The organism is Providencia heimbachae ATCC 35613, from assembly GCF_001655055.1.
In the GTDB taxonomy this organism is placed as follows: Bacteria; Pseudomonadota; Gammaproteobacteria; order Enterobacterales; family Enterobacteriaceae; genus Providencia; species Providencia heimbachae.
Genome location: NZ_LXEW01000037.1, coordinates 24983 through 47044, shown reverse-complemented (window position 1 = coordinate 47044; position 22062 = coordinate 24983). Strand labels below are relative to the sequence as shown.

Here is a 22062-nt window from a genome sequence, read left to right as displayed (position 1 = left end):
ACGCTATGGCGCGAAGTATGACAATATAAACTTATTCTAAATAATTCGGGTTATAGCTAGGAGCAAACACAAGTATGTGACTAGAGTGAGAGCACGCGGCCACCCCCCCTACAGCACGAAGTATGACGAATAAAGTTAGATGCTTTCACCGGTGAGCAAAGAAAACCCCACATCAAAATACTGCTCAGTCAGTTTCTTACCTGACATCCTTGCGAGTAAAACTTCAGCGGCTTTACGGCCCATTTGGTCTCTTGGGGTTAAAATACTGGCTAATTTTGGTGTCATCACTTGTCCGACATCATGACCGTGGAAACCCGATATTGCTAAATCTTTTGGCACGTTAATACCGAGACGTTGACACTCAAAAATCGCCCCAATAGCAAGGTCATCATTGGTACAGAATAACCCATCGGTATCGGGATATTTTTGTTTGCATTCATGAAGTAACTGGGCTCCTAATGAGTAAGAGGAGCTAGTTTGAGTCATCACATTACGAGGTTCAAGATTGGCATCAAGCATGGCTTGCTCATAGCCTTTTAAGCGGATAAATGTTCGTTCGTCATACCTTGCACCGATGTATGCAACTTTACGACAGCCGCGCTCAATCATAGCCCGAGTCATTTGGCGAGAGGCTTCAAAATTATCAATACCGACGGCAATATCTAAACAAGGTGATACGCTATCCATAATCTCGACAACCGGAATACCCGCCGTTTTTAGCATCCTGAGCGTGCGTTCAGTATGCGTACGCTCAGCTAAAATAACCCCGTCAATATTATAAGAAAGCAAAGAGGTTAGACGTTCTTCTTCTTTTTCTGGAAGGTAGCCATAGTGCGCCAACATCGTTTGATAACCATGATTATCAGTAACCGCTTCAATACCGCGGATCACCTCGGCAAAGACTTGGTTTGTTAACGAAGGAAGCAAGACACCAATCGCATGGCTAGTGGCATTAGACAGAATATCCGGTGCTTTATTAGGGATGTAACCTAGATCATCAACCGCTTTGGCGATTTTTCCGCGCAATGCTTCAGAAACCTGTTCAGGGTTCCGTAAAAAACGGCTAACAGTCATTTTGGTGATACCGACGCAATCGGCTACATCCTGCAACGAGGGTCTTTTATTCTTCATATGTCCAATATAATCAATAATACATAGATTCTGCTGCTATGTTCGGTGATCTGCAAATAGATAGCAATGCTTGTTATTGCTTTAAATCACATAAATGTTGAGTATTTTAGGCATCTTCACTTTTAAGGTTGACTCTGTTCGAGGAGTTGGTTAATTTTCGCGTTATATAATTATAAGCATAACGAAATCCTAAAAAGTCATATGGCTATCAATAGAAGACAATTTATTAAATCCAGTGCAATCCTCAGCGCATTTTATTGTTTACCTAGTTTTGCTCAAAACCGTAAAGTTGAAGAAGCACTATTTGGCTTACTTCCCGCAGCCAATAAAATTCAGCGTGTCATTAGTGCAGGCCCACCTTCTGATTTACTCTTGTTTGCCCTTGCGCCTGAGAAAATGGTTGGTTTCTCCTCTATTTCACTAAAAAAGGGGAAAATAGGCCTATTTGATCAAAAATGGTGCGAACTCCCTGTTTACGGTCGTCTTGCCGGTAGAGGTAGTACCCTTTCTCTCGAAAAACTACTTGCCTATAACCCTGAGCTAATTATAGACACTGGAAATATTGATGAGACCTATCGTTCACAAGCGCAGAAAATCACTAAGCAAACGGAGATCAGTTATCTATTGATAGCTGGTGGATTACAGGATTCACCACAACAATTACGCCAACTTGGTCAAATACTGGGCGTGGGTGCTCATGCTGAAAAACTCAGCGACCTCGCCGAACGCTATTTATTCGATGCCACTCAGTTTGCAAAAAATAATCAGATCAATGGCTCACAACCACAAAAACCACTCAGTTTTTATCTTGCAAGAGGCGCTAAAGGGCTACAAACGGGAAGCAAAGGCTCAATACATACTGAAGCCATTGAAATACTCGGATTACGCAATGTTGTAGATATATCTGGCTTTCATGGGTTAACTGAAGTTTCTATGGAGCAACTATATGATTGGAACCCAGACATTATTATAACCCAATATGATGAAGCGGTTGAATTCATCACTCACGCTCCGCTGTGGAAAGGACTTAACGCGATTTCATCAAATAGCCTGTATATATTTAGTGGTGTGCCTTTTGGCTGGCTTGATGGGCCTCCGGGGATTAATCGCCTACTCGGTATGAGAAGGTTACAAAGCTATTTTGATAAAAAGATTGCTGCAACCATTCAACACGATATTCAACAATTTTTTGCGCTATTTTATCACTCAGCATTGACCCAAGAACAAATTACCTCGCTGATGGAAATGTCATGATGAGTGGTATCGCGAAGCGTTGGTTATTGCTGATGATCTTACTGATTAGCTTTATTATTGCACTAACGAGTGGTAAATACTCACTTACCTTTGAAGAAATATATCGCCTTGTTTCTAATGATTTTTTCATATCATCAAAACCGTCAGATCCCCGTAATAGCACGGTTTTTTGGCAAATTCGCTTTCCACGAACTCTGGCGGCCATTTTAATTGGTGGAGGACTCGCTATTGCTGGTGCTGCATATCAAGGTATGTTCCGTAATCCACTGGTATCCCCTGATATATTAGGTGTTTCCGCTGGGGCTGGTGTGGGGGCTGTTATTGGTATCTTTTTTGGACAATCAATGATTTACATCCAACTTGCCGCTTTTATTGGCGGTTTGATTGTGGTGGCATTGGTGTGTTTTATCGCACGGTTAGCACGGCAACATGACCCCATTTTGTCTTTAGTTTTAGTCGGCGTGGCGATCAGCGCACTTTGCGGCTCAGCCATCTCTCTGATGAAAATTCTCGCCGACCCTTATACACAACTTCCTTCAATTACTTTTTGGTTACTTGGTGGGCTTTCATCGATTACACAAGAAGATCTTATTTCAGTTTTACCCCTAATGGTCATCGGCCTCACTCCATTGCTTTTATTGCGTTGGCGAATGAATTTACTCAGTTTATCCGATGAAGAAGCCAAAAGCCTTGGGATTAATGTGAGCCTTATTCGCGCTATCTTTATTATTTCTGCGACATTAATTACCGCCAGCGCTGTCTCTATTGCCGGTATTATTGGCTGGATAGGTTTGATTGTCCCGCATATTACAAGAATGATAGTGGGTGCTAACTTCCGTTATCAGCTCCCAGCTTCAATGGTGATTGGCGCCATCATGTTGCTGATCACCGACACACTGGCTCGCACCATTGCTTCAATAGAATTACCTTTAGGCATTCTGACCTCCGCCGTTGGCGCGCCCTTTTTTCTGGCGATTTTACTGCAAACAAGGCGGGTTAAATGAAGATAATGACCCTCTGCAACCTTGCTATTGGCTATCATCACAAATCGATTATTGAAGGAATTAATCTCACTTTGGCTGAAGGTGCTATTACATGCCTTTTAGGCGCTAATGGGTGCGGAAAAACAACCTTAATGAAGACGCTTTTAGGTCTTCTTCCGGCTATCCAAGGGGATATTTTTCTCAAAGATAAATCGATAAAATCGTTAAAACAAAGTGATATCGCGAGAGTGATTGCTTACGTACCTCAGGCACATGATACCCCTTTTACATTTACCGTTATGGACATGGTGATGATGGGATTGACGCCGCATATTGCGCTATTTTCTGTTCCAAAAGAAAAAGAACGCATTCTGGCCTTACAACAGCTCGATAAATTGGGCATCAAATACCTTGCTCCTCGTCTATACAGCACACTGAGCGGTGGTGAAAAACAGTTAGTCTTGATTGCCAGAGCATTAATCCAAAACCCATTATTACTGATTATGGATGAACCCGCAGCGAGTCTTGATTTTGGGAATCAAATTCGATTACTTCAACGAATAGAACAACTTAAAACACTCGGAATTACTGTATTAATGTCAACGCATCATCCACAGCACGCAGCCGCTATTGCTGACAATGTCATACTGCTTGATAAACAACAAAAAGCCAGACAAGGCACATCAAAAAGTATGTTAACACTTACTAACCTAGCAGCACTCTATTGTGTGGATGAGCAAAGCATTATGGCTCACTTCCAACTACCATCTACTTTTACTTGTGAAGGTCAGGGATTATGTTAATCAACCAATTAGATTTTGCAAAAATGTACCAACAGCATATGCAGCAAGCGCAAAGAACACGTAAAGAACCGGAACATTGGGATAAAAAAGCCCGTCAAATGGCACAAAACTGTGCAAACCCTAATGACCCCTATTTATTACGCTTTCGCGAGCTTATGGACTTTACTGGCGCACAAACCTTACTTGATGTCGGTTGCGGTCCGGGTTCCGTGAGCTTATGTCTTGCTAACCAATTTCGGTCGGTAATCGGCATCGACTACAGTGGTGGCATGATTGAAATGGCAAACATTCGTGCCAAAGAAATGCAATTAACTAATACCCATTTCGAACAGCTCGCTTGGGAGGATAACTGGGATCAACTCCCCAAGGTTGATATTTCCGTGGCTTCGCGCTCTACCCTCGTTGATGACCTCAAAGCCGCCCTACTCAAGCTGAACCGCCAAACAAAATTACGTGTTTATACCACCCATACCATCAATCCAACCTTTATTGATGAAAATATTATTCGCGAAATAGGTAGGGATGTTATTCAATTACCTACTTACATTTATGCGGTCAATATATTGCATCAAATGGGGATCAACCCTCGTGTTGATTTCATCAAAAACCCAAATAGAAATGGCTTTGATCACTTTGATGCTTTTGCTGATAGCGTGAACTGGTCGTTAAAAAATATGACGCCTGAAGAAATGGATAAACTGCGTAACTATTACAATACGCAGACTGCATCAGGTAAAAAAATCCCCTATCCATCAAGAGATTGGGCGATGGTATCTTGGGATGTCATTGATGAATCGGAACTTATCCTATGATTTATCTTTCTGACTCACTCATTGATGAACTGCTATTAGATGATATCCGATATGGCGATCTCACGACGCGCTCCCTTGGGTTACAGGCTCAACACGGCATTATGACCTTTACTTCAAAACAAGGTGGCTGCGTCAGTGGTATCGCGATTGCTGAGCGGATGTTAACCAAACTCGGTATTCACTGTCAGTGCTTTTATCGTGATGGCGAAATTGTTGAACCACAAAGTTGCCTGATACAAGCATCAGGTACAGTTGAAGCCTTACATCAGGGCTGGAAAGCAGTACAAAATGTACTGGAATGGTGTAGTGGGGTCAGCCATTATACCTATCAGATGGTCAGTATATTACGCCAATATCAGCCCGAAGGTCAGTTGGCTTGCACACGTAAAACAATTCCCGGGACTAAATTGCTTGCTTTAACCGCGATTATTGCCGGTGGTGCCATCATTCATCGAGCAGGTAGCGCTGAAAGTATTTTACTATTTACCAATCACCGAAATTGCCTCGATGTTCCCAATGATTGGTACGCTCATGTTCAAACCCTAAGACATGCGGCGCCCGAAAAATGCATTATTGTTGAAGCGGATAATTATGAACAAGGGATTTTAGCCATTGAAGCCGAAGCGGATATTATTCAACTGGATAAGTTACCACCTCAACAAGTTCAGCAATTACAGCAGCGAATACAGCAACAACAGAAATCCTGTCGTTTATCGATTGCTGGGGGAATAAACCTAAATACCATTACTGAATATGCACAAACTGGCGTTTCACTTTTAGTCACTTCAGCACCTTACTATGCAACACCGAGAGATATTAAAGTTCAAATATCCAAACAACAATAACCATCATTAAATTAGCGTTTAAAAAACAACTGGCTTATCACCGCTAGTCGCTTTTTCGTATAAATCACCACACATATCGTTATATAAAAAATAATATATCGAATATTGAAAATAGGAAAATCTGGAAATTAATAATGAAAATAAAACAAATAACTTATTTGGTTGGGATGGCTTTATTCGCGGCACACGGTCATGCAGCGAATGATGTGGAAATAGCAAACAACCGTGATGTAATGTCGGTGTGGAGCACGCCTCTAGCAGCAGATGCGCATGTCATCACTGAATCACAGATGAAACAGCTCAACAAAACCAATGTTGCCCAAGCATTAAGTACATTACCAGGTGTGGCAATCCAAAAGTCGGGAAACCGCAATGAAACTCAAGTGAATGTTCGTGGCTTTGATAGTCGCCAAGTTCCTGTTTTCTTTGATGGAATTCCAACCTATGTGCCTTATGACGGCACCCTTGATCTTGGCCGGTTTATGACCAGCGAACTCGCAAGTGTCGAACTTTCAACAGGATATACCTCATTACTGCAAGGCCCCAACCTTATGGGGGGTGCGATTAACCTAACAACCGCTACACCCAAAAAACCATTTGAAGCCAACATCAGTCTCAATCAAGGCTTTGCCCGAGGTGCTGATAATGCCCATAATGTCAGTGCACGCCTAGGCGGTCGTAATGATTTAGGTTTTATTCAAGTCAGCGGCAGCCAATACAAACAGCGTTTTATGGGATTACCAAGCACGGACAACAACAACCCATTAGCCGGCAGCCACGGACGTCGAACTAATTCCGCAACGGATGACAAACGTATGATGGTCAAAGTCGGCTGGACACCACGTGAAGCAGATGAGTATGTTGTTACCTATATCAAACAAGATGGTGATAAAAATAGTGCGCCTGATGTGAATAATGTGAAACAACAAATTTGGCAATGGCCCGCTTATGACAAAGAAAGCATCTACTTTAATGGCACAACACAAATAACCAATGACATTGCCCTACAGAGCCGTTTTTATCATGACTCATTTAAAAATACTCTACATCAATATAAATCAGTAAAAGATTATAAAAATGATATCTATAACTACAGCCGCTATGATGATTACAGCAATGGTGCGGATATGCGTGTTGACTTTACCGTGCGTGAACTGGATATGCTGTCATTTGCCGCACACTGGAAAGAAGATATTCACCGTTCACGCAGCCATAAAGTGGTTCCTTTTGATCGCTATAAAGATCAAACATGGTCAATCGCGACAGAATACCAATGGGTTGCAACCGATAAACTCGATATTATTGGTGGGATAGGTTATGACTGGCGTAGTAGTGATGACGGGAAACGCTATATTTACAATAAAAGTAATATCGTCACTGGCATTGAAACCTACGATAACAACCGTCAGCACGCTTTTAACTGGGAATTAATGGCTCGCTACCATTTGGATAACCAAGACACGGTTCAAGCCTCTGTATCAGATAGAAGCCGCTTTCCAACGCAAAAAGAACGCTACACCAAAAATAAAATGAAGAATAATGATAGTTTTATTATCAATCCACACCTTGAGGCTGAACGCGCTTTAACCTTTGATGTAACTTATAAAGGCTATTTCACCCCAATATGGTCATACACAGCAAGCACTTACTACAACCATGTATCTGATGCCATCATGGCACATAACATGGGAACAACATCGAATAATGGAAACCTATTACAAAACCGTAATAGTGGGAAAGTTGGTTATATCGGCATTGATTTGGGCACAACAGGACAAATTACTGATTGGATAGAAACAGGTTTAAATTATAGTTACATTCATGCAGACCCTAAACATTATAGCGTGCGTCATGTGGCTGAACTACCAACCCACAAAGCCTTTGCATGGATTAAGTTCACGCCTTATGAACCATTAAGCCTCACAATAACTGAAGAAGCTAGAAGCTGGGCATTCAATTATATTGATAGTGAAGAGAAAGTTCGTGGATTTGCTAAAACAGATACTCGGCTCGATTATGATTTAGGGCATGGCCTATCTGTTAATACATCTATAAATAATTTATTTGATAAGTCTTATGAATATACAAATGGCTATATTGAAGAAGGTCGTAATTATTGGTTAGGTCTTGAATATAAATACTAACTATTAAATTGGATTAGGTAGAAACATTATTTATCTACCTAATTCATCTTAAAACAAAACCAATTAATGTACCTATAAAGTATTAAAATATGCAAAAACAAGTATTGTTACCTAGGATTAATCTTACAACTAGAATTTAAGATAATAATCTTGATTTTATATAGATTTTTATCTCATAGTAACTATGACAACAACTAAATGTAGAACTTAAACCCCAACCTTTGATAAATATACAGTTTAAAATAACGAAAATTAATTCAATTCAATAAATTTGCTACCCATATCCAAAAAAGCTCATCGCTCAATACTTGCAGTTAATCCGTTCCGTATTTAAACTATATGCATAACAAAAAAACAAATAAAATTTAGTTTATCTAAAATAAAATTTAGCTTAATTTAATCCGAGAACTAAATATTAGCTCCTCGGTTATATCATTTTTAATATTAGAGAGAGCAGACAGCATTTATGATTGAAGAACATGATTATATTATTGATGACAAATATATTTTTGAGCAGAGCTCGAGTTGCATTTATCTAAAAGATGATCAAAATCAAAGAATTGAATTATCTAAACCCGCCTCTCGCTTATTCAATGAAATTATTTTATTAAATATGAGAAAGGGCATTGCAACTCGAGATGAACTTCTTACAAATGTATGGGAAGAGTATGGCCTTGTAGGTTCGAATAATAATTTAAACACTTATATCAGTGAGATACGAAAAAAACTCGAACTTATCGGTATCGACCCTAAGTCTATTGTCACTGTGCCTAAAAAAGGATTTCGAATTGATAATCACCTATCAAAATTCAAAATGGAAGAGAGTAATGCTTCTGAAGAAATCATTACACAACATGATAATATACTTGAAATTAATGAAAATGAATTACAATCCAACCAACGATTAGATAATACGCTTCCGACTCATTTAGTCTTTGATGCTCCCTTGCCAGAGATAAAAAAAACCTCAATTACACTTGATAACAGTCAATATGAAAGCTTAAAAGAAGATAGCGCTAATGTTAGTGATAGTAGAAAATTGATAAATAAAAATAATGACAAAAATAAAAAACCTATACGTTTATTACTATTAGTCATATCAACAATCTCTATTTTATTCTTGATTTTTTTATTTTTTAATCAAGAAAAACATACAATTAGTGAAGGTAAAAGCTATCTTACCGTGAGTGCTAAAGGCAGCTGCATCATTCAAACCCCTATTGATATGGTCGGCAAAACAACAAGTGATAACATTAATTTTGTTAATAAAAAATTAGAGAAATACAATATTTCGTGTGATGAACCAAAACGCGTCATCCTTCTCTCTGATTTAAATTACACTTACTCTTTCGATAAAAATATTGCTATCAGTATCTGTAAAGAAAAAAATAACAAATATGATTGTGTATCCATTAATGATCAGAGAATCTAAATGAAAAAGTATATTATTTTATCTACTGTTATAGTTTCTAGCGTCTTAATTTCTACGGTAATCATAAATAAAAGAAAAGATGATGTTAACATATGCCATTCAGAGGTTGTCTGGATTAAAGATAATGGCACGCCTGAAGGCATCAGCTTAAAAGCGAAGATGAGTATATTAACTTCAAATAAAAACCAAGGAAGAATAAATATATATGGTTATATTAAAAACCAAGAATTAACCTATAGACTAGATAGAGCTATCTATTTCAATCATCAGCCTGTCGATAAAAAAGGGAATTACTCTATCAATTTTACATCTTTATCAGTAACGACCTCTGATAATACACCGAGTGAATTATTTTCAAACTTCATTCAATTAGAAAAAGACAAAATAAATTATTATGTGAATATTACCAAAATGGAAGACAATATTTACATACTAAAAGATGAAGCTTATTCATCCTTTACATGCCACATAGAACAATAATTAATTTTCATATATTTATTCTTTTATCATCCAAATTATTTACGTATAAAAAAAAGCCTACCAACAATTACGTTTAAGTAGGCAAAACCGTCAACATGGGAAATGACGAATACAAAATTCTGTAGCTAAATCATGGAATTGTTAATACGAGGGTAATACGTCCGCTAAATTTACCAGGTACAACTGTACCATTTGTCTTTAATGTTGACTCAACATGTACTGGCCATACTTGATTTGCTTTAACGGATTGAACAAGCCCCAACGATGCCGGCTGTTTATTTAGTGTTACATAAGATTGTAATTCACCATTTGGGCGTAAATTAATATAGCTCTGCTGTAAGTTTGATGAAACTTTAACGTTCATATCCTTATTACACATAATATAGAATAAACCAAATTGCATATTTCCGTTAAGTTCGTCGGCATTTAAAGCACCATGATTTAACTCTAATGTGTTAGTACTGCCTTCAGGAGCGCTAAAGTAACACTTACCTGACGGTGGTGGCGCGATACCACAAATACCACCGGGCAAAATTTTTCCTTGAGCACCTTTCGACCTCGCTAAAAATATCCCAACACATTCGTCCGTTGTTATACCTCCACTATGGCGGCTATCTCCCTTTCGTGGAAAAGTCAGCCCGCAGGTATCTCTTGCGTCGTTAATAATTGCTTCCATCGTTTTATAATTTGCAAAATTAATAGCACATTCCCAGTCAGAACGGGAAGCTATTCCCCCTGTATCCTTACCTGAATGTAAGTGGTTGATAGTAAAATAACAGTTCTTAGCACCACCAGCACCGAGTACCGCCACACAAGGATTTCCTTCTGTTGGTGAACTGGCTTTCCAATAGTCCATTTGATAATAATAGGTGTGCTGACCCCCTTTACTATCGATATCTTCCACATACGAAAAATAAGTTGAAGCATAGCCTGTAAACGTTATCAAAAATAACGGTATAAATAATAATTGCTGTATTCTTTTTCCCATTTCACATCTCTTTATATTTGGTTTTAAAATTTCACACCAGAATATATGGTGCTGTAAGAATGAAATCATTCGTACTCAAATAAAAAGGTGGCTGTTGCTGTCACACGCCCAGCCTTAATTTGCTTATTATTAATTGATTCTGCCGTCGCTTTTAAGAAGGTATTAAATTTCAGTTCATTTTTTCCTTGTTGAACAATCGGTAATAAAGAGGAAAATTGGTTAATTTTAATTTCCGTTCCATCCGTTAATTCAACACCGATCCCTAATCCAGGATTATCAGAACCATTAAGCGCCAAATAGCCGGGCATTTGCCCATGTTCAGCACCTGAAATTTTCACTTTCATTTTTTTAGCGATGGTTAAATCACAATTAGATAGCACTAATGTGAGCTCTTTTCTTGGAAATAAAAATCCGGAATCATAGATATCTAATAATCGAATATCACCGAAATCGACTTCAACATTTTTATCCGATGGCATCACAATACAAGGTGAATTAACTAATGTACCTTTAACCTTGACGTTATTCTGCGCGGCTAAAGATGACCCACTTCCCAGTAATGTAAACAGTGCTAGGAACAGTATTTTATTTTTCATCATTGATACTCCACAAGCATTGTGGCGTTTGCAACAAAATCACCTGTTTGTAATTCACTATTGCCATTTTTGATCAAGACAGCCCAAAGTACGCCGGGTGAGGTTGGGTTAATCAAATATTTTTTACCCAGCTCTAATTCCTGATCAGCCAATTGGAATTTAATCGCTAAATTGTCAATTCCAGTATTTAATCCATTAATATCAAAGGAACTTTTAACACCCGTTAGCATTAAATACATTGCCCAATTGTTTTTATTTTCTTCACACTGAATTTGGTAATTAACCGCTTTTTTTTGGTCTTTACCTTGAATTGATTTTACCGACACATTGCCGAAATCAACTTCTATTTCTTTACCATCATCAATACGGCACGGAGGCGGCGTTATTAAATTACCTTTTATTTTTACCTCAGTTTCATAATCCTTTGCCACTGAGGTAAAAGGTAGAATAATGATCAATAAGGCAGTACCAATTATTTTGTTAATATTTAGCATATTCTAGTCCCTTATTGATATTCAACTTTAATTGTTGCCGTCGCAGTAAAACTTTTTGCAGGTAAGTCAGTACCGCTTTTTTTAACTAAAACAGCATCCAATTTGATTGGGCTCGCAAAATTAAAACTACGTTTATTTCTTAGTGGAAAATCAGAGGTATCTGCTTTAAAAAGTACAGCTAAATTATCAACACTGGTTTTTAGTAAGCGCTGATCAAAAGCAGATGATATTCCATCAATAAAAATATTTAACTTCGGCTGAACACCATCTTTGCAACTGACAGTATAGTTAATTGGCTCTTTATAAAATTCATCTTGGACACGTGTTGTCATTACATCGCCAAAATCAATTTCTATTGCTTGCCCATTATTAATTGAACAGGGTTTCGCTAAAACCTCTCCCTTCACATCAACATATAAGAATCCAGAAAATCCAAATACATTCGATATATTAAAGGCAAGTAATAACCCAAATACCCTTGTTAATGTTCTAATAGACATCATAGCGATAAGCCTTATTTTCTAGGTGTCACGGAGCATTCCGCTGCATTACAGTTAAATTTTAAATCGACCGTGCCACCAAAATCATTGAGATAAACTAAGGTTGGGGAAGAGCCTAAATCCCCTGAAACTTTACCTAAACCTGACGTACTAAAAGGTGCAATCATGACGGGTTCAAAATTAGCAACTTCAGTATTACCTTTTTTTAATTTTGTAATTGATAGATAAAAAGGAGATGGATTTTTCACCATATAATTGGCTCCTTGCTTAATGATTTTCACATCATTTTCCTGAGGAATAATTTCCATTCTATCTTTAACTGAAATTACCGTTGGACGATAAAATAATTTGATTTTTGTCTGTAATGCAATTTGTAAAACGTTCGCTTTTTCACTGCGAGGTGGGATCTCTCTCACATTCAAATAATAAACGCTTTCTCTATCTTTAGGCAGTTGAGCCACTGCCGGTATTGCTTGGATTTTAATCTGACTTTTTGAATTAGCCTCAATTCTATGTACAGGTGGTGTAACAATAAAAGGTGAATTTACCTTTTCGTCTTTATCATTCTCGATCCAAGCCTGAGCAAGATACGGGCTCTCAAGGTGTTCATTAGTAAGTCCCATACTTACCGATTTATCTTTTTCATTATAAATAACGCGAGTTCTATCAAGAGCAATCGCTGAATAAGCAGATTGCGCTAATAAAGAAACACTTATCGCTGTTACTATTTTAACTGTATTAATAAATTTCATATTTTCACCGTTGACGTTAAATCCAAAATAATTCGAATTGCAGGAAGACAACGCACAAAGATAACCCAATAAATAGAGATAACTCTATGATTTAGATAACTGAGCTAGTCAGCAACCCCGCAACTAAAAAAGGACGGATGTAAAGTATATTTATAATTATTTGCATGGTAATAATATTATTTTTTCCATGCTACTATCAATTTTTTCAGGTAGTTGAATGTGACAGGTCGATTTATCTCCCCAATTCACTTCAAGAACATCTGATGGGTTAATACCCGCTAAATAAACAAATCCATTATCTGAAATAATCCCAACTTCAATATTTTTTTCATTTTTTACTGATGCACCAAATGGTGGGAAACTATTATTCGCAAGACTCACTGTTCCCAAAATTTTCTCACCTTTGATAACGTTAAATTTTCGGTAACCAATCGCCCCTTCGGTTAGAGTGGCACTCTGTGTTGACTGAATAGCTTCTGCATTATCGGGAACATTTTTTAAATCAATTCTTAAATTATTACGGTTATAGTCCATTACGCTTGTGATCACAGCCTTACCATATCTATTTGTTTTTACAGGTGTTACACCTGTTTGAATCGGCACACCTTCAACACCATTGGTATCCAATAATATTCTTGACCCACCATTAATTGATGTGTTGCGGTGCAAAGCTCCCCCTTCAGGTGTCATTGTTAACCCACCTTTAAGCTGCATGGAAAGAGCAGATTGGTTATCTTGGGTGTAAGTCCCATTGATATTCAGCTGTGTTTTATCACCGTCATAGTTATACATTCCCGATGTAGTAGCCTTATCTTTATCCCAAGTACCTGCAGAAATAGAGTAAGTACTGCGCTCATCAAGACGGCTATAGTAATTAACATTGTGGCTATTCGTATTTCTTGCATATGAGCCTGAATAGCTAATACTGGTATTGTTATCATCTAACGGAATATTAAGATTTAAATAGACACCATCATCATCATTTTGATCAGATTTCGTTTTATAGGCCGTCAAACTAAGGCTTAAGTTTTTTATTTTGCCTAAATCAAAATAATTGGAGATCGTTAAGTTATATTGATCTGATGATGCTCTATTCCAATAGGTTTGATGAGAGTAATTTAAATACATATTGGCATTATAATCTGGAAATGCCGTACCAAATATAATGGTATATAGCTCTTTACCACTATCAACCGTATTTTCATTATAACGACGATCAATAAACTGGTTCATATTCATGTAGTTCTTTTCTGAAAATCGATAACCGGCAAATGTGATTTGGCTGTTAATATCGTCAAACTGTTTTGAATAGGTTAAATTATAAGAATTCCCCGACAAAGTCTGGTTATTATCTACTCTACCCATTTCTGCTCGGGATATACTCAAGTTTCCTGACAATACGCCAAAAGGTGCGAAGTCACGACCCAAACCAATTGCAATATTTTGATATTCAGATGAACCTAAAATACCACCATAAATAGTTGTATTATTCGTTGCACCCCACGATAAAGACCCTAAACTAAAAGCAGGTCCTTGCGTATCATGTTCATTTTTACTTGGCTTACCTACTACAAATTGGTAAATCAACTGCCCCGGACGTGTCAGTGTTCCCAGTCTTGATGTTTCGACTTTATAATTTGTGGTACTACCATCCTGTTCTTGAACGGACACATCGAGGGTACCACCACCGAATGAATTCACATCTTGAATACGGAATGGTCCTGGACTCACTTCTGTTTGATAAACAATACGACCATCTTGCCTAACAATTACCGTTGCATTTGTTTTTGCTACCCCTGCAATTTCAGGCGCATAGCCTTGTAAACGAGGAGGAAGCATCGACTCATTAGTTTCTAAACTTGCACCAAGATAACGAATGCTATCAAACAGTGTAGACGACAAATATTGTTCACCGAGTGTTAAACGTGAATTTAAAGAACGAATAGCACGATAAGCATAAAGTTGATTCCATGCCCATGACTGACTTCCTTTATTTAATTCACCTTTTTGGGCTTGCCAATCAGCTCTTAAACGCCAAGCACCAAAATTTGCGCCCATTGTTCCCGTTGCGGTAATTCCAGACTCAGTGCCTTTATCGCCGACCTGTCTATGGACTACACGTCCTGTCGCATTGTAATCAATAAACGCGCCTAAAATCCCATCATCCCAACGAGCGGGAGGATCCCAATTCGGATCTTGATATTCCATAAACGCTTGTGGTATTTGGATATCAACATTATTTTTCGCTAAATCACCTTGTATCGTCATTTCTGGGATAGAACGAATATCTAAGCACTCACCATCAAGTAACCAAGTGACTTTATCACTCCAATTTTTTTGTAATCCCAACTGTTCATATAGCTCCGGTGTAATACAAGCTAAAGAAAGTTTGTCATCATAGTAAGGATTAAAAAATGAAATCGGTTGTTCCATAGAAATTTTGATTCTATTAACTGATATCGCTAAAGAGTAATTTCCTGGTGGGATATAGTTTGCGTGGGAAAATTTACTAAAGTCTACATTTTCAGTACTGTCTGCCTCAAGAAAGTCAGTATTAAAATCAACAGCCTCTTCAGAAAATGCAATCATTGGCGTTAATATTAAAAGCATTAATTTTGTTATTAGATTGAGTTTCATGCTTTTCATTCAACTATGCCGCCTATCGAGCAAACAGAAAAATGGGGGTAGAAACATATGGCGTGGATACGCCACATGTTTCAATCTATATAAGCTTGAACTTATTGGTAGATGATTTTGAAGTTAGCAACAGTGTTGAAGCTACCAGTTGTTGCTTTTGCATCTGCAGCTTCGTTACCTTTAACGTATGCAGCAAAATGCAGCGTTGTTTCTTTTCCATCACCATTATTTAACGCATAACCTTCACCAGTGCCTGGGAATGCTTTACCAAATTCAACAATTTTGTCAGCACCATTAGTGATTACGATACCTGCGTTTTTAACTTTTCCACCTAAACCAAGTAAATCACCAGTGAAACCATCGAAACCAGAGATAGTTGGACCAGTAAAGGTGATTTTTGCGTTTTTGTAAGTTTCAGTTGAACAGTTTTTCAATACGATATCGAAATCTTTACTGTCTGAACGGTATTGATTAGAAGTCAGTTCATGCAACGCAATTTCACCGAATTCAACCAGTTGTTTTAGGTTATTTGCATCAATTGAACATGGAACATCATTGATGAAGCCAGTGAAACGGATTTCACCTTGTGAACTTTCAACTGTTTTTGCAGGTTCTACTGGAACTACTGGATCTTCAGCTAATGCAACACCAGAAATACCTACACCTAAACCAAGAGCCAGAGTTAATGCTAATTTATTCAGTTTCATAAACATTTCCTTTAAATGAGTAGGATGAAGCTTTCTCTTGCCTAATTTTTACGGGTCAGCAATCAAATTTAAGTTGCCTTCCTTGAAATTTTTCAGTATTCCCACTTTATTAATTTCGTTCAGGTTAGAGATTTATATATAAATAAGATCCTTCTCATCTATAGTTTTTAAAAACTAAAACTCATTAAGCCAATATTTTCACTTTCAAATTAATTATTAAGTTTCCTCCATAACGTTTGAAAATTGATATAGAACACCAAATGAGCTTTGTACACATACCGAAAGATATTTTCTAATGTCAATTCTACAACTTCGATATTTATTGTCAAAAAAGACAACAGAAAGGAGTATCTATAGTTTATTAATCCATTATCTTCGACTTTAAAAGCCATATAATCCATCTTGGCACTTTAATATATAAATAAAAAAGGTCATTTAGAAAAATTTATATAAAACCATCTTTTAATATTTATAAACGTATCAAAACATGACTAAAATTATAAATACTTATATCGATATTTAAATCTATATCAATACAAAAAATAAGATTAAAAGTCGGACAATTGATAAACTGATGGCCAATCAACCACAAAATAACCTTTTATGATGACTTCAGGTCTGATTGGAATTTGATGGTAAGATAACTCTTAATTAAAAAATGAATCAAAACGTAACATAACGTTTCACTCAATTGTTTATTGATGGTTAAATAGTTAACGCTGTATTGTTTAATTAATGTATAAATTCAATTGGCATTAATTAAAATATTAAAAATTACGATTGATATAGTTTTTTATATACCTAATTTTATTATCACTTCGATTACAATTTAAATACACAATATATTCAATTGAACATAATCACTTGGTTAAATCATCAAAGGTGCTTTGAATCTCTACAGTTAAGAAAACTATGATAAACTTGCGTACAACAGACATTTCGGTTTTTCGAGGTTGAGGCCAGTAAGATGAAAAAAATGAGTGAAGATATGTTGCTTGTGATGGCAGAGCGCATCTGCTTATCAAGAGGCGTTAGGCTAACACCACAGCGAGAAACTGTTTTACGCTTAATTGCAAAACAGCATGGTGCTATTAGCGCTTACGACTTATTGGATCTATTGAGAGAAGTTGAGCCTCAAGCTAAACCACCAACCGTTTATAGGGGTCTTGAGTTTTTAATGGAGCAAGGGTTTATCCATAAAATCGAGTCAACCAACAGTTATGTGATTTGTCATCTTTTCGATAATCCTAGCCATATTTCTGTTATGTTGATTTGCGATGGCTGTGGAAGTGTCACTGAAAGCGATTGCACAACGATAGAGTCAGCAATTAGCCACTTAGCAGACGAAAACAAATTTCATCTAAGGCATACTGTGGTAGAAAATCATGGGTTATGTAAGACATGTTATGAGATGAACGCTTGCCAAGATCATGCGCATTGTGATCACGACCATACACAGCAAGTGATAATAAAGAAGAAATAGTATTTGTTTGCAAAACTAAATCATGTCGCTAAGCAGCGAACTAGGATCGCTCGGTGAGTATACATTACCTGTTACCCGAGTAACCGAGAGCGGCCAACAACCCTGAAGTATAAAGTATGATGAGAATAGAAGAATAGGAAGAGAGCTGGTAGCTCGCTGTTCAATCAATCATTAAGCACAACTAAAGCCACCAGCAAAAAATTCAGCCTCAAATTAAGACTGAATTAATGTCACTACTTAGTACCAGTCACCATTACGGATAACACCAACCGCTAAACCTTCAATCGTAAAATTCTGCTGGCGTAAATCAACAATAATCGGTGCAAACTCTGGATTTTCTGCAATCAATTCAATACGGTTGCCCTGCTGCTTAAAGCGCTTTACCGTCACTTCGTCTTCAATACGCGCAACAACCACTTGACCATTATGAATATTTTGAGTTTTATGAACAGCTAATAAGTCACCATCCATAATACCAATATCTTTCATCGACATACCGCTAACTCGCAATAAAAAATCCGCATGCGGTTTGAATAACTGAGGGTCTACTTGATAATGGCTTTCAATGTGTTCTTGTGCAAGTAAAGGTTCCCCTGCAGCAACACGGCCAATAAGTGGTAACCCCTGATCATTGGCTTCTTCGAGTAATAGACGAATACCTCGAGATGCGCCTGAAATTATTTCAATAACACCTTTACGCGCCAAGGCCTTCAAATGTTCTTCTGCCGCATTAGGCGAACGAAAACCAAGGCTTGCTGCTATTTCAGCACGTGTAGGTGGCATACCCGTCTGCGAAATGTGATCACGCACCAGATCATAAACCTGCTGTTGTCGAGCCGTTAGTGCTTTCATCCCGTTCCCCTGTTTGTTTATACAGTCAAGCTGTGAGTATATACAGGTAAATTGAGATTTGGAACTGTTAAATCACTGAATTTAGGCATTTGTCATCGATTTATCTTCTTTTCTTTTATTTTGCCGTCTTTCAGCCTTAAGCAACGAAATAACGCTGCCACAAGACAATACCCCAAACAAAAAGTGCGAGCCCTATACTGATAAATACCGCCGCAGAGCCAATATCTTTCGCCCGACCGGATAGTTCGTGAAATTCACTACCGACTCTGTCTACAACTGCCTCAATGGCGCTATTAATTAATTCAACAATCGCAACCAATACCACCACGCTAACCAATAAAATTCTATCTATGTAGCTAATATCTAAATAAAAAGCGATGATAATTGCAATAACCGCAGCAACGGCTTCTTGCCTAAAAGCCGCTTCATTTACCCATGCTGCTTTTAAGCCTTTAAGGGAGTAACCCGCCGCTTTAATAACTCGAGTAAAACCCTTAGTTTGACTAGCCATATTTATTCCTCAAAAATATCAAACAATAATCGTTTTTTACGGTCAAAGTGAATTGTCAGTAACAGATTTGCCAGTGGATTTCTGGTATGATTGCGAAGCATTGTTAACAAGAGGCTATAATCATTTATGTCACTATGGCGTAAAATATATTACAACACGTTGAATTTACCACTTAAATTATTGGTAAAAAGTAAACTAATTCCATCGGATCCAATTACAGAGCTGCAGCTTGATACTAATCGGCCTACGCTGTATGTATTGCCTTATCACTCTAAGTCCGACCTTTTAACGCTACGACACCAGTGTTTAGCCATCGGTCTGCCTGATCCTTTGGTCGATAATGACATCAATGGGACTAAGTTGCCTGCCTATGTGTTTATCGATGATGGTCCTCGCGTTTTTCGTTACTATTCGCCGAATCCACGTAAAGATTCCGTGAAAACATTCCATGCTTATTTAGATTTGCATCGAAATAACCCAAATCTAGATATTCAGATGCTACCTGCATCAGTGATGTTTGGTCGCTCACCTGGGCGTGAGGGGCATACCCCAGCTCCGCCTTTAAAATTACTCAATGGTATTCAAAAATTCTTCGCCATCGTCTGGTTAGGCCGGGACAGCTTTGTTCGTCTATCCCCGATTGTATCAATAGGGAAAATGGCTCAAGACCACGGTACGGATACCATTATTGCCAATAAACTCGCACGTGTTGCGCGAATTCACTATTCACGCCAAAGACTTGCTGCTGTCGGGCCAAAACTTCCTGTTCGTCAAGAGCTGTTTAATAAGTTACTGACATCAAAAGCGATTGAAAAAGCGGTTGAGGATGAAGCTCGCAGTAAAAAAATCCCACTGAAAAAAGCCCAACAAAATGCCGTCAATATGATGGAAGAGATAGCGGCTAACTTTTCTTATGAAGCCGTCCGTCTTACCGACAGGATTTTGAGTTGGACTTGGAACCGCCTGTATCAAGGTATTAACGTTCAACATGCTGAGCGTGTCCGCCAACTTGCGCAAGATGGCCATGAAATTGTCTATGTTCCATCCCATCGTAGCCATATGGACTACTTGCTGCTGTCTTACGTTCTTTACCACCAAGGGCTTGTACCACCTCATATTGCGGCAGGAATTAACCTAAACTTCTGGCCTGCGGGACCGATATTTCGCCGGTTAGGGGCATTCTTTATTCGTCGTACCTTTAAGGGTAACAAACTGTACTCAACGGTATTTCGTGAATATCTGAGTGAGTTATTTGCGCGTGGTTATTCTATCGAATACTTTGTTGAAGGTGGCCGTTCCCGTACAGGTCGACTGCTGACACCAAAAACAGGCACATTGTCGATGACCTTGCAGGCGATGTTGCGTGGGGATTCACGTCCAATCACGATCGTACCCATTTATATTGGCTATGAGCATGTTATGGAAGTGGGAACTTATGCCAAAGAACTTCGTGGCGCAGAAAAAAAGAAAGAAGGCTTCTTCTCGATGATCCAAGGATTGCGCAAATTACGTAATCTTGGTCAAGGTTATGTTAACTTCGGGCAGCCTATCTCTTTATCGCAGTATTTAACGCATCGAGTCCCGCACTGGCGCGATTCTATTGATCCGATTGAACCGCAGCGCCCAAGCTGGCTAAACCCGACCGTCGGTGCTTTGGCTGATAATATTATGGTCAATATAAACAATGCGGCGGCGGCAAATGCGATTAACCTTTGTTCGACTGCACTACTGGCCTCACGCCAACGTTCTCTAACGCGTGAGCAACTCATCGAACAGGTTGAGTGTTATCTTCAATTATTGCGCAATGTGCCTTATACCGCAGATGCCACAACGCCGAATAAAACAGCTGAACAGTTGTTAGAGCATGCACTACAGATGGATAAGTTTGAAGTCGAAAAAGACAGTATGGGAGATATTATTATTCTTCCTCGTGAAAATGCCGTTCTAATGACTTATTACCGTAATAATATCCATCATTTATTGGTATTACCGTCTTTGATAACCAGTATCGTGCTGCATCATGAGCAAATTAGCCGTCAAGAGATTCAATATCAAGTTGGGCAAATTTACCCATTCCTTAAAGCTGAGCTGTTTATGCGTTATGACAGTGAGTCCTTAACGGAAACGATAGATACCCTTATTGATGAGCTGAATAATCAAGAGCTTATTTGCTTGAAAGAAAATGATATGGTCGTGCTTAATCCACGTCGTATCCGCCCACTACAGCTATTGGCTGCGGGTGTGCGTGAAACCTTGCAACGCTATGCGATTACGCTTTCACTGTTAAATGAAAGCCCAGAAATTAGTCGTAATACACTGGAAAAAGAAAGTCGGATTTTGGCTCAAAGGCTATCAGTCCTCCATGGAATCAATGCACCTGAATTCTTTGATAAAGCCGTGTTTTCAACGCTTGTCGATACACTCAAAGAAGAAGGCTATATTGATAATGATGAGAATGATATTTTCACCACTAATGCGAAAAAACTCTATGCCGTACTCGCCCGCTTGATGTCACCAGAAATTCGCTTAACCATTGAAAGCGTGAGTAAAGACGACGAGTTTTCTAAGCAAAAGAAAGTGCCCGCAGTGGAAAGTACAGCAAATGAAGTGCAAACAGAAAATCAATCTGAGCCGAAAGAATAAGGTTGTTTAGCGTTA

Annotated in this window: 20 protein-coding genes; 10 read left to right on the top strand and 10 right to left on the bottom strand. The window is 38.3% G+C overall.

The genetic code is table 11. From position 1 onward, the window contains the following. Positions 1 to 135: 135 nt before the first annotated feature. Entirely contained in the window at positions 136 to 1131 is a 996-nt protein-coding gene (gene gntR, locus M998_RS12770; RefSeq protein ID WP_068437371.1) for a gluconate operon transcriptional repressor GntR, read from the bottom strand. 201 nt (positions 1132 to 1332) lie between these two features. On the opposite strand from gntR, the gene M998_RS12765 reads away from it, so the two are divergent. The 8 genes from M998_RS12765 to M998_RS12730 all read left to right on the top strand — a co-directional run bounded on the left by M998_RS12765 (position 1333) and on the right by M998_RS12730 (position 9884). Further along, the gene (locus M998_RS12765) at positions 1333 to 2385 is read left to right on the top strand and encodes an ABC transporter substrate-binding protein (protein ID WP_068909197.1); all 1053 of its coding nucleotides are present in this window, start codon (positions 1333 to 1335) and stop codon (positions 2383 to 2385) included. Then, positions 2385 to 3389, top strand: coding sequence for a FecCD family ABC transporter permease (locus tag M998_RS12760; RefSeq protein ID WP_068909306.1), 1005 nt, complete (start codon positions 2385 to 2387; stop codon positions 3387 to 3389). Before M998_RS12765 ends, M998_RS12760 begins: the two co-directional genes overlap by 1 nt. After that, positions 3386 to 4171, top strand: a complete 786-nt coding sequence (locus tag M998_RS12755) for an ABC transporter ATP-binding protein (protein ID WP_068909195.1) — start codon at positions 3386 to 3388, stop codon at positions 4169 to 4171. Before M998_RS12760 ends, M998_RS12755 begins: the two co-directional genes overlap by 4 nt. Continuing rightward, positions 4165 to 4983 carry a class I SAM-dependent methyltransferase gene (locus tag M998_RS12750; protein ID WP_068909193.1) on the top strand — a complete coding sequence of 273 codons (819 nt, stop codon included), beginning with the start codon at positions 4165 to 4167 and terminating at the stop codon, positions 4981 to 4983. Before M998_RS12755 ends, M998_RS12750 begins: the two co-directional genes overlap by 7 nt. After that, positions 4980 to 5828, top strand: coding sequence for a ModD protein (gene modD / locus M998_RS12745; protein WP_068909191.1), 849 nt, complete (start codon positions 4980 to 4982; stop codon positions 5826 to 5828). The genes M998_RS12750 and modD overlap by 4 nt, the downstream gene beginning before the upstream one ends. A gap of 134 nt (positions 5829 to 5962) precedes the next feature. Continuing rightward, positions 5963 to 7972, top strand: coding sequence for a TonB-dependent receptor plug domain-containing protein (locus tag M998_RS12740; RefSeq protein WP_068909190.1), 2010 nt, complete (start codon positions 5963 to 5965; stop codon positions 7970 to 7972). Between the two features lie 466 nt (positions 7973 to 8438). Then, positions 8439 to 9404: a winged helix-turn-helix domain-containing protein gene (locus tag M998_RS12735; protein WP_068909188.1), complete on the top strand. Its 966-nt coding sequence runs from the start codon at positions 8439 to 8441 to the stop codon at positions 9402 to 9404. Further along, a complete protein-coding gene (locus M998_RS12730) occupies positions 9405 to 9884 on the top strand; it encodes a FidL-like protein (protein WP_068437356.1) in 480 nt (159 codons plus the stop codon). Between the two features lie 130 nt (positions 9885 to 10014). Here the strand turns inward: M998_RS12730 and M998_RS12725 are convergent, their stop codons facing one another. The 7 genes from M998_RS12725 to M998_RS12695 form a co-directional block, all read right to left on the bottom strand. After that, positions 10015 to 10872, bottom strand: coding sequence for an MrpH family fimbial adhesin (locus M998_RS12725; protein WP_068909187.1), 858 nt, complete (start codon positions 10870 to 10872; stop codon positions 10015 to 10017). A gap of 65 nt (positions 10873 to 10937) precedes the next feature. Next, complete coding sequence (locus M998_RS12720) at positions 10938 to 11471, bottom strand: fimbrial protein (protein ID WP_232007528.1); 534 nt, start codon at positions 11469 to 11471, stop codon at positions 10938 to 10940. Then, entirely contained in the window at positions 11468 to 11962 is a 495-nt protein-coding gene (locus tag M998_RS12715; protein ID WP_068437352.1) for a fimbrial protein, read from the bottom strand. Before M998_RS12715 ends, M998_RS12720 begins: the two co-directional genes overlap by 4 nt. A gap of 11 nt (positions 11963 to 11973) precedes the next feature. After that, a complete protein-coding gene (locus M998_RS12710) occupies positions 11974 to 12465 on the bottom strand; it encodes a fimbrial protein (RefSeq protein ID WP_068437350.1) in 492 nt (163 codons plus the stop codon). 11 nt (positions 12466 to 12476) lie between these two features. Further along, entirely contained in the window at positions 12477 to 13214 is a 738-nt protein-coding gene (locus M998_RS12705; protein ID WP_068437348.1) for a fimbria/pilus periplasmic chaperone, read from the bottom strand. A 156-nt stretch (positions 13215 to 13370) separates the two neighbouring features. Then, positions 13371 to 15860 carry a fimbria/pilus outer membrane usher protein gene (locus M998_RS12700; RefSeq protein ID WP_068909185.1) on the bottom strand — a complete coding sequence of 830 codons (2490 nt, stop codon included), beginning with the start codon at positions 15858 to 15860 and terminating at the stop codon, positions 13371 to 13373. A 92-nt stretch (positions 15861 to 15952) separates the two neighbouring features. Beyond that, positions 15953 to 16558 carry a fimbrial protein gene (locus M998_RS12695; RefSeq protein ID WP_068437343.1) on the bottom strand — a complete coding sequence of 202 codons (606 nt, stop codon included), beginning with the start codon at positions 16556 to 16558 and terminating at the stop codon, positions 15953 to 15955. A gap of 967 nt (positions 16559 to 17525) precedes the next feature. Here M998_RS12695 and zur point away from each other — a divergent pair. Further along, entirely contained in the window at positions 17526 to 18041 is a 516-nt protein-coding gene (gene zur, locus M998_RS12690; RefSeq protein WP_068909184.1) for a zinc uptake transcriptional repressor Zur, read from the top strand. Between the two features lie 237 nt (positions 18042 to 18278). On the opposite strand, the gene lexA is transcribed toward zur, so the two are convergent. Further along, positions 18279 to 18893, bottom strand: coding sequence for a transcriptional repressor LexA (gene lexA, locus M998_RS12685; RefSeq protein WP_068437338.1), 615 nt, complete (start codon positions 18891 to 18893; stop codon positions 18279 to 18281). A 136-nt stretch (positions 18894 to 19029) separates the two neighbouring features. Next, entirely contained in the window at positions 19030 to 19404 is a 375-nt protein-coding gene (locus tag M998_RS12680) for a diacylglycerol kinase (RefSeq protein ID WP_068437335.1), read from the bottom strand. A 126-nt stretch (positions 19405 to 19530) separates the two neighbouring features. Here M998_RS12680 and plsB point away from each other — a divergent pair, with 126 nt between their 5' ends. After that, the gene (gene plsB, locus M998_RS12675; RefSeq protein ID WP_068909182.1) at positions 19531 to 22047 is read left to right on the top strand and encodes a glycerol-3-phosphate 1-O-acyltransferase PlsB; all 2517 of its coding nucleotides are present in this window, start codon (positions 19531 to 19533) and stop codon (positions 22045 to 22047) included. The last annotated feature ends 15 nt before the right edge of the window (positions 22048 to 22062 follow it).

Coding starts and splice junctions, on each gene's coding strand:
- gntR (WP_068437371.1), bottom strand. CDS start 1,131: ATGAAGAATAAAAGACCCTCGTTGCAGGATGTAGCCGATTGCGTCGGT.
- M998_RS12765 (WP_068909197.1), top strand. CDS start 1,333: ATGGCTATCAATAGAAGACAATTTATTAAATCCAGTGCAATCCTCAGC.
- M998_RS12760 (WP_068909306.1), top strand. CDS start 2,385: ATGAGTGGTATCGCGAAGCGTTGGTTATTGCTGATGATCTTACTGATT.
- M998_RS12755 (WP_068909195.1), top strand. CDS start 3,386: ATGAAGATAATGACCCTCTGCAACCTTGCTATTGGCTATCATCACAAA.
- M998_RS12750 (WP_068909193.1), top strand. CDS start 4,165: ATGTTAATCAACCAATTAGATTTTGCAAAAATGTACCAACAGCATATG.
- modD (WP_068909191.1), top strand. CDS start 4,980: ATGATTTATCTTTCTGACTCACTCATTGATGAACTGCTATTAGATGAT.
- M998_RS12740 (WP_068909190.1), top strand. CDS start 5,963: ATGAAAATAAAACAAATAACTTATTTGGTTGGGATGGCTTTATTCGCG.
- M998_RS12735 (WP_068909188.1), top strand. CDS start 8,439: ATGATTGAAGAACATGATTATATTATTGATGACAAATATATTTTTGAG.
- M998_RS12730 (WP_068437356.1), top strand. CDS start 9,405: ATGAAAAAGTATATTATTTTATCTACTGTTATAGTTTCTAGCGTCTTA.
- M998_RS12725 (WP_068909187.1), bottom strand. CDS start 10,872: ATGGGAAAAAGAATACAGCAATTATTATTTATACCGTTATTTTTGATA.
- M998_RS12720 (WP_232007528.1), bottom strand. CDS start 11,471: ATGATGAAAAATAAAATACTGTTCCTAGCACTGTTTACATTACTGGGA.
- M998_RS12715 (WP_068437352.1), bottom strand. CDS start 11,962: ATGCTAAATATTAACAAAATAATTGGTACTGCCTTATTGATCATTATT.
- M998_RS12710 (WP_068437350.1), bottom strand. CDS start 12,465: ATGATGTCTATTAGAACATTAACAAGGGTATTTGGGTTATTACTTGCC.
- M998_RS12705 (WP_068437348.1), bottom strand. CDS start 13,214: ATGAAATTTATTAATACAGTTAAAATAGTAACAGCGATAAGTGTTTCT.
- M998_RS12700 (WP_068909185.1), bottom strand. CDS start 15,860: ATGAAAAGCATGAAACTCAATCTAATAACAAAATTAATGCTTTTAATA.
- M998_RS12695 (WP_068437343.1), bottom strand. CDS start 16,558: ATGAAACTGAATAAATTAGCATTAACTCTGGCTCTTGGTTTAGGTGTA.
- zur (WP_068909184.1), top strand. CDS start 17,526: ATGAAAAAAATGAGTGAAGATATGTTGCTTGTGATGGCAGAGCGCATC.
- lexA (WP_068437338.1), bottom strand. CDS start 18,893: ATGAAAGCACTAACGGCTCGACAACAGCAGGTTTATGATCTGGTGCGT.
- M998_RS12680 (WP_068437335.1), bottom strand. CDS start 19,404: ATGGCTAGTCAAACTAAGGGTTTTACTCGAGTTATTAAAGCGGCGGGT.
- plsB (WP_068909182.1), top strand. CDS start 19,531: ATGTCACTATGGCGTAAAATATATTACAACACGTTGAATTTACCACTT.